This is a genomic window from Ferruginibacter sp. (assembly GCF_031430955.1).
Lineage (GTDB): Bacteria > Bacteroidota > Bacteroidia > Chitinophagales > Chitinophagaceae > Ferruginibacter.
Genome location: NZ_JANPCM010000543.1, coordinates 1 through 4,745, shown reverse-complemented (window position 1 = coordinate 4,745; position 4,745 = coordinate 1). Strand labels below are relative to the sequence as shown.

Below are 4,745 nucleotides of genomic sequence, written 5' to 3'. Positions count from 1 at the left end.
AATGAAGTGTTGCCTGCCCTTTCGCCCAAACCATTAATGGTACATTCAATTTGTCTTGCACCGGCAATTATACCTGCAATACTGTTGGCAGTTGCCAACCCTAAATCGTTATGGCAATGGCAACTGATAATTGCTTTATCAATATTGGGTACATTATTAACTAAGTATGCAATTTTTTCGCCGTATTGGTGTGGCAAACAATAGCCGGTTGTATCAGGAATATTTACAACCGTTGCACCTGCTTTAATTACCGCTTCAATCACCCTTGCTAAATATTCGTTCCCCGTTCTTCCTGCATCTTCGGCATAAAATTCTATATCATCGGTATATTTTCTGGCCCACTTAACCGCCTGAACAGCTCTTTCTAAAATCTCGTCCTGTGTGGCGTTAAATTTTGCTTTGATGTGAGAATCGGAAGTACCGATACCAGTGTGTATCCGTGGACGTTTTGCATGCTTAATGGCTTCGCCTGCGGCCTCAATATCTTTTTGCACTGCACGGCTTAATGCACATACAGTTGCTTTAGTAATTACTTTAGAAATTTCGGTAACCGATGCAAAATCGCCGGGGCTGCTTATTGGGAAACCTGCTTCAATAATATCCACTCCCAAATCTTCTAATTGAAGCGCCAGCTCCAATTTTTCACTGGTAACTAATTTACATCCCGGCACCTGCTCGCCGTCCCTTAAAGTAGTATCGAAAATATGAATTTTGTTGCCTGGCATAGCTTAAAAAAATTTATTAAAACAACCGGTTATTTATTTTATATAATAACTTGCCCTAAATTTACTTCAACAGCAGTTAAGCAGGAAATCAAAAGGGAAAGGTTTTTACGTTTTATAACTCCCCCAATTTTCGCCAAAATGCTTACCTGTATTGACTTTTAAAGATTTTCAATTACGATGCCCAACCGCAATACAGATACCTTATTTCAGTTAGTAAAATCGCTTGGCAAGAGTGAAAAGCGCAATTTTAAACTTTATATTAAAAGAAACACTTCATCAGAAGAATTAAAAATTGTACAGCTTTTTGATGCTTTAGATAAAATGGACGACTATGATGAAGCCATTATATTAAAGAAAAATAAAAGTATAAAAAAACAACAGCTCAGTAATTTAAAAGCCCATTTATACAAAGAAATTCTATCAAGCCTGCGGTTGATAACGGATGAAAGCAATATTGACATTCAACTGCACGAACAGATGGATTATGCCCGTATTTTATACAACAAGGGATTGTACCTGCAAAGCCTGAAAGTGCTGGACAAATTAAAAGAACAGGCAAAGGGTTTTAACCAGCTCACCTATCTGCAGCAAGCGCTTTTTTTTGAAAAAAAAATTGAAGGACTATACATTACCCGTAGCCTTAAAAACCGGGCCGAGGAATTAAGCATAGAGGCTGATGAAGTAAATAAAAGTTTATCCAATATATCTAACCTGAGTAACCTGGCGCTGCAATTGTATGGCTGGTATATTAAAAATGGTTTTGCACGTGATGATGCAGAAGAAGAATCAGTAAAAGTTTTTTTGAATGCAAACCTGCCGGAAAATGTGCAGCAACTTAACAGTTTTTATGAAAAACTTTACCTGTACCAATGCTATTGCTGGAAGGCTTTTATTCGCCAGGATTTTTTACAATATTACCGTTACACACAAAAATGGGTAGATCTTTTTGAAGAAGAACCTTATATGATTGCCATAGAAAGTGGCCACTATATTAAAGGCATGCACAACCTGATGGGATCGCATTTTAATTTAGGTAATTATAAAAAATTAACAGAAACATTAAAACAGTTTGAAAAATTTTGCAAGAGTACAACTGTATTGCAAAATCAAAATAATATTATCCAGTGTTTTTTGTACCACTCAATTTCTCTTTTAAACAAATACTTTTTAAGCGGCAATTTTTCCGACGGGTTATTACTGATTGAAGGAATAGAAGAAAAATTAACTGCCTACGAACTGTATATCGACCGCCACCGCATTTTAGTAATTTATTACAAAATTGCCTGCATGTATTTTGGTGCCGGCGATTTTGAAACCACGATAGATTATCTTAATAAAATAATAAACTGGAAAGTTGATTTACGCAACGACCTGCAATGCTATGCCCGTTTATTACACCTTATTGCTCATTACGAATTAGGCAACCTGCAACTGCTGGAATATTTGGCCAAATCTGTGTACCGCTTTATGGCCAAAATGCATAACCTTAGCGTGGTGGAAGAAGAAATGTTTAAATTTTTACGCAAAGCTTTAACCGTACCTGCCAACAAATTAAAACCCGAATTTGAAAAGCTGTTGCACAAATTAAAGCAGTTTGAAAACAAGCGTTTTGAAACCAGGGCATTTATGTATTTAGATGTGATATCGTGGTTGGAAAGTAAAATTAATAATGTAAAAGTGCAGGATGTAGTGCAGGGGAAGTATTTGAGGAGGAAGTAGAATCCACCTATCAGAAATTTATTCTGGTTCTTTCACCAGATCAAATGAATGATCTTTTGCATTATCATTTGTCCGTGGTATAAAATTATTTTTGGAAAGTACAATTGAACTCTTTTCATTATTCAAATAAAAATCTAATGAAGGCATTATACCATCCAGATCAAGAGCAGCATACCCTATCATTTGATCTTGCTTAACTTTATCTCCTTTTTTTACCATTACTGATTTAAGGTTGGAATAAGTAAAAAACAATTTACCTTTTTGCACAATTACTACTTTCATATCTTCAATATCAATAACAGTTGAAACCTCTCCTTCGCCTACAGAAAAAATAGTGTTGTCTTTTGATTTAAAAGTTGTAAATAAAGTTGATAAACGTACAGGTGTATTTCCATCATGGTAATCTATCGAAACAATATCATTCATCGGCATAAAAAATTTTGGCTTAGTTAACGAAGTTTTATTCTCCTCCATCGCCTTCTTCAACTCCATCTCAAACTCCTCCCCGTTCAACTCTGCTTCAAAAAATTTCTTGTAACCGGTTTTAGTATTTACCATTATAGTTGCAGGTATAACACCGCTCCAGGCTTTATCAATCATCGGACAAAAATAATCGGCATCGGTTTCATCAAGCCAGGCAATGTTGGTGGTAAAATTATTTTTAGCAGCAAATCTTGCAATTCTTTTGGGATAAAAAGAAGGCAGGTCTAAACTTACCAACAGCAATTTTACTTTTTCGTTTTTATATTTATTGGCAATTTTTATAAAACCCGGTATTTCTGCCACACAGGGTTTACAAAATGTAGCCCAAAAATTTATTACATATACCGTATCATTTTTATTACTGAAATTTTTTATAACATCAGCCATCTTTAATTTAGGAATTTGCTGTGCTGCAGCAACGATAGCAAAACAAAAAAATGCAATTACAAAGGCAGTCTTTTTAATCATGCTTTAAAAATACGGAGAAATGCCGGATTGAGTTTATGCCGCCTGTTAAAATAAACCCTAAATAAAAATGTAAAAGAAAAATAGCCACGGATTAATCTGTGAAAATCTGTGTAATGGGTGGCAAAAAAAATCTTCACAGAAGACTTCCAAATAGCTTTTGGCTAATCACTCATTTCAGGTTAATTTTGCCACTCCATAAAAACAGTTAATGCGGCAACCGCTTTAATTAATTAATAAATAAACAAATTAACGAACCAATGGCATACGACGTAATAGTGCTGGGCAGCGGCCCCGGCGGTTATCCTGCAGCAATAAGAGCAAGTCAGTTAGGTAAAAAAGTAGCAATAGTAGAAAAAGAAAGTCTCGGCGGCATTTGCCTTAACTGGGGTTGCATTCCTACCAAAGCCTTATTAAAAAGTGCCCAGGTATTTGAGTATGCCAAGCATTCAAAAGATTATGGTATCAATATTACCGATCCTACGGCAGACTTTGGTGGCGTTATTGGCCGCAGCCGTGGTGTAGCAGATAAAATGAGTAAAGGCATTCAATTTTTAATGAAGAAAAATAAGATTGATGTGATAATGGGTTTTGGTAAACTGATTGCCCCTGGCAAATTAGAAATTACTGCAGCCGATGGTACAAAAAAAGTAGAGGAAGCAAAAAACATAATTATTGCAACCGGCGGCAGGGCAAGAGAATTACCGAGCCTGCCGATTGATGGTACAAAAATAATTGAGTACCGCAAAGCAATGAGTTTACCTACACAACCCAAAAGCATGATCATTTGCGGAAGTGGTGCAATAGGAAGTGAGTTTGCTTATTTTTATAACAGCATGGGTACAAAAATTACCATGGTAGAATTTATGCCACGCCTTGTACCTGTAGAAGATGAAGACATCAGCAAAGAACTGGAAAAGCAATTTAAAAAACAGGGCATGACGATTATGACCAGCAGCGAAGTGCTGAGTGTGGACACCAGTGGTGCAGGCGTAAAAGCGAAAGTAAAAACTGCAACAGGCGAAGTAATTTTAGAAGCAGATGTTTTATTAAGTGCTGTGGGTGTTGTTGCCAATATTGAAAATATTGGGCTGGAAGCTTTAGGCATTAAAACAGAAAAAGGAAAAATTGTTGTTGATGCCAATCAGCAAACTGCAGTAAAAGGAATTTACGCCATTGGCGATTGCACACCCGGTCAGGCTTTAGCACACGTTGCGGCAAAAGAAGGTATTAATGCGGCAGAACATTTAAGCGTTCATCATCCTGAACCTTTATATTATAATAATATTCCGGGTTGTACCTATTGCTCACCCGAAATTGCAAGCGTAGGTTATACTGAAAAAGCGGCCAGGG

The 4,745-nt window shown here is 36.5% G+C and carries 4 protein-coding genes; 2 read left to right on the top strand and 2 right to left on the bottom strand.

All coding sequences use genetic code 11. The features are described 5' to 3' along the window. A partial coding sequence (locus ACY65O_RS15250; protein WP_462221721.1) for a beta/alpha barrel domain-containing protein occupies positions 1–725 on the bottom strand: 725 nt, incomplete at its 3' end. A 177-nt stretch (positions 726–902) separates the two neighbouring features. Here ACY65O_RS15250 and ACY65O_RS15245 point away from each other — a divergent pair. After that, the gene (locus ACY65O_RS15245) at positions 903–2,444 is read left to right on the top strand and encodes a hypothetical protein (RefSeq protein ID WP_462221720.1); all 1,542 of its coding nucleotides are present in this window, start codon (positions 903–905) and stop codon (positions 2,442–2,444) included. 18 nt (positions 2,445–2,462) lie between these two features. Here the strand turns inward: ACY65O_RS15245 and ACY65O_RS15240 are convergent, their stop codons facing one another. Next, the gene (locus tag ACY65O_RS15240) at positions 2,463–3,395 is read right to left on the bottom strand and encodes a redoxin domain-containing protein (RefSeq protein ID WP_462221719.1); all 933 of its coding nucleotides are present in this window, start codon (positions 3,393–3,395) and stop codon (positions 2,463–2,465) included. Positions 3,396–3,652: 257 nt separating this feature from the next. Between ACY65O_RS15240 and lpdA the strand changes: the two genes are divergently transcribed. After that, positions 3,653–4,745: dihydrolipoyl dehydrogenase (gene lpdA, locus ACY65O_RS15235; RefSeq protein WP_462221718.1), on the top strand; the 1,093-nt coding region annotated here is incomplete at its 3' end.

Excerpts from the sequence above, each read along its gene's own strand:
- ACY65O_RS15240 (WP_462221719.1), bottom strand. The coding sequence starts at position 3,395 with ATGATTAAAAAGACTGCCTTTGTAATTGCATTTTTTTGTTTTGCTATC.
- ACY65O_RS15245 (WP_462221720.1), top strand. The coding sequence starts at position 903 with ATGCCCAACCGCAATACAGATACCTTATTTCAGTTAGTAAAATCGCTT.